At 66.2% G+C, this 3,254-nt stretch carries 3 protein-coding genes; all 3 read left to right on the top strand.

From position 1 onward, the window contains the following. A partial coding sequence (locus AUC71_RS06055; protein WP_158007720.1) for a P-loop nucleotide/nucleoside kinase family protein occupies positions 1 to 861 on the top strand: 861 nt, incomplete at its 5' end. 142 nt (positions 862 to 1,003) lie between these two features. Next, a complete protein-coding gene (locus tag AUC71_RS21865; protein ID WP_280139286.1) occupies positions 1,004 to 2,125 on the top strand; it encodes a septal ring lytic transglycosylase RlpA family protein in 1,122 nt (373 codons plus the stop codon). A 132-nt stretch (positions 2,126 to 2,257) separates the two neighbouring features. Continuing rightward, positions 2,258 to 3,254, top strand: a 997-nt coding sequence (locus tag AUC71_RS06065; RefSeq protein ID WP_069623550.1) for a D-alanyl-D-alanine carboxypeptidase family protein, incomplete at its 3' end; no start/stop codon positions are given.

The raw sequence follows: 3,254 nt of genomic DNA on the forward strand, positions 1-3,254 counted from the left end.
GGCGAGCCCGTGCTGTTCGACGCGCTCGAGTTCGACGACAGCCTCGCCACGATCGACGTGCTGTACGACCTCGCGTTCCTGTTGATGGATCTCGGCAAGCGCGGGCTTGCGAGTCACGCCAACGCGGTTCTCAACGCTTATCTCGACGCCGCCGACGCCGGCAATCTTGTGGGGCTCGCGGCCCTGCCGCTGTTCCTGTCGCTGCGCGCGATGATCCGCGCCAAGGTCGAATTGCTGCGCGCCCGCCAGTCGCCGACACGTGATACGGCGGATACGCGAGAGGAGGTGCGCGCCTATTTCGATCTGGCCTGCGCCTATCTTGCACCCGCGCGGCCGCGGCTCATCGCCGTCGGCGGACTTTCCGGCAGCGGCAAGTCCACGGTGGCGCGGGCATTTGCTTCGGAGCTTCTGCCGTTTCCCGGCGCGGTGCTGGTGCGGAGCGACGCGGCGCGCAAGCACCTGTTCGGCGTGGCGCCCGAGGCGCGGTTGCCGGCGTCGGCCTATACTCAGGAGGTTTCGGACCTGGTCTATGCGCTGTGCCGCAAGCGCGCGGTCCTCGCGCTCGGGGCCGGCTGGCCGGTGATCATCGACGCCGTGCATGCAAAGCCGGAGGAGCGGGCGGCGGTCTCCGCGCTCGCCGCAGAGCATGACGCCGCCTTCACCGGGCTTTGGCTCGATGTGCCGCCGGAGGTGATGCGTGCGCGGGTCGCGCAGCGCGTCGGCGACGTCTCGGACGCGACGCCACAAGTTGTGGACGCGCAGCTCGCCTACGACCTCGGTGCGATGGATTTCGATAGGATTGACGCGAGCGATTCCGTCGAGGACGTGGCCGCGCGCTGTCTCGATCGCATCGGAGCTTGAGGATCGTTTGGAGATTCATTCTTTGCTAACGCAGTTCGGCCGACAGTGGTGTCGCGCTGGAGGGGCCCGCTTGGGTTTTGCGTTCGAGGTCTCTCCGGCGCATCTTTTGTTAGCCCTTCCGGGGATAGGGACGTTGCGTGGGGTGGGTCGGCTCTCCTTTGCACGTGGTGCAGGCGGGCTTCAGAGTCTTTTTGGCAGCCGTCATCCCGCACGCCTCGTGCTGGGCGCGCTTCTCATTGCCAGTTTGACATTGGCCATCTCCGCTTGCGGCCGCGACGAGGGCGTGGGGCTCGGCGAGCGCATCATTCCGTTCGGCCAGCCGGTGCCGAAGGGGGGAGGGCGCTATCAAGTGGGCCAGCCCTACGAGATCGCCGGTATTCAGTACACGCCGCGCGAAGATCCTTCATACGACGCGGTCGGCCAGGCGTCCTGGTATGGGGAGCTGTTCCACGGCCGCTACACGGCGAACGGCGAGATCTACGACATGGACCGCTTGTCCGCGGCGCATCCGACGCTGCCTTTGCCGATTTATGCGCAAGTCACTAATCTCCAGAACGGGCGTTCGCTCGTCGTGCGCGTGAACGACCGCGGCCCGTTCAAGCACGACCGCATCATCGATCTCTCGCGGCGCTCGGCGGAGGTGCTCGGCTTTCGCAGAAACGGCACCGCGGAAGTGCGTGTGAAGTATCTGCGTCGCGCGCCTCTCAACGGCGACGACAGCTATGAGCGGCAATATCTCGTCAGCCGGGGCTATCAGCGCTACGCCTCGAAGCCGCAAGCCGTTCCGCCCGAGCTGGACCCGATTGCGCTAGCCGGCCTGCCGGCAAAGCACACGCCACCGCCATTGCCCGACCGGGCGGACCGATCATTCGCCGTGGCCGCGCTGCCGGATCCGACGCCTGCGCCCAAACCGGAACCGCAACCGGACAGCGTGGCGACGGCCGGCTTCCGCCCCGAGCTGCAGGCCTCGCCCGAGGAGACGGGGTCGATCGTGCCGCCGCGTCAGCCTTCGCCGAACCTTCTCGCGCCGCCGGCCGGACCGGCCATCCAGGCGGGCTCTTTCAAGGATAAGGACAACGCCGAGCGCGCCCGCGCTGTTCTTTCCGGGATCGCGCCCGTCGACGTCGCGCCCGTCACTGTAGCCGGGGAGACCTACTACCGGGTCCGGGTCGGGCCCTTCGCGGACGGGATCGCGGCGGCGGCGGCGCTGCCGCAGGTGACCGAAGCGGGCTATCTGGGCGCCAAAATCGTCTTGCAAAACTGAGCGTTGGGGCCGAGCCGGTTGATTTTTGGACGCGGGCGTCGATAGTGAATGGAGGCCTGCGGTAGCCGGTCCGCGGCGGCAAAGCCCGCTTCTTCCAACCCCAGTCCGCTCGTGTGCGCCCTGCGTAGATTGATGAAAATCGCCGTAGCTTGCGCCGCCGTCACCCTCGGTGCGGCGTCCGCCGTCGGTCTGGCACAGGCTGCGGCGCAGAAGCCGGACGGCTTCGACACCAAGGCTCAATACGCCATCCTCTTGGATTCCGGCGCCGATCTCGTGCTTTACGAGAAGAACGCGGACACGCGCATGATTCCGGCGAGCATGAGCAAGCTCATGACTCTCGCGCTGGTGTTCCGTGAGCTGAAGACCGGGCGGCTCAAGCTCGACGACAGCTTCATCGTCTCCGAACATGCATGGCGGACGGGCGGCGCGCCTTCGGGCACGGCGGCGATGTTCGCCCCGCTCGGCGATCCCATCCCGATCGGCGATTTGATCCAGGGCGTGACCGTGCAGTCAGGCAATGACGCCACCATCATCCTCGCCGAAGGCATCGCAGGGACCGAAGAAGCCTTCGTCAAGATGATGAACGATTACGCAAAGGAGTTGGGGATGACCCAGTCGACCTTTGTGAACACGAACGGCCTGCCGGCCGAAGGGCACCTCACGTCGGCGCGGGATCTGGCGATCCTCGCGAAGCACCTGATCGAGGTGTACCCGGAGTACTATCACTATTTCGGCCAGAAGGAGTTCCGCTACCGGGACAAGTTCACTTTCCGCAACCGCAATCCGCTGGTCTGGGCGGATATCGGCGTGGACGGCCTCAAGACCGGGCATCTGAAGGAGTCGGGCTACGGACTCGTGGCCAGCGCCCAGCGCGGCGATCAGCGGCTGATCCTCGTGGTCAACGGGCTGGAGTCGCCCGAGGATCGGGAATCGGAATCGCGCCGCATGCTGGAATGGGGGTACAAGAGCTTCAAGCCCTTCCGTCTGTTCGACGCCGACGAGAAGGTGAGCGATGCGCTCGTGTGGGGTGGCGAGAAGCACTACGTGCCGCTTGTCGCGACGGCGACATCGATCTCTTGCTGCCGACGAGCGCCACGGGTGCGGTGTCCGCCGAGGTCACCTATGACGG

The sequence above is a fragment of the Methyloceanibacter marginalis genome, assembly GCF_001723295.1.
Classification (GTDB): domain Bacteria; phylum Pseudomonadota; class Alphaproteobacteria; order Rhizobiales; family Methyloligellaceae; genus Methyloceanibacter; species Methyloceanibacter marginalis.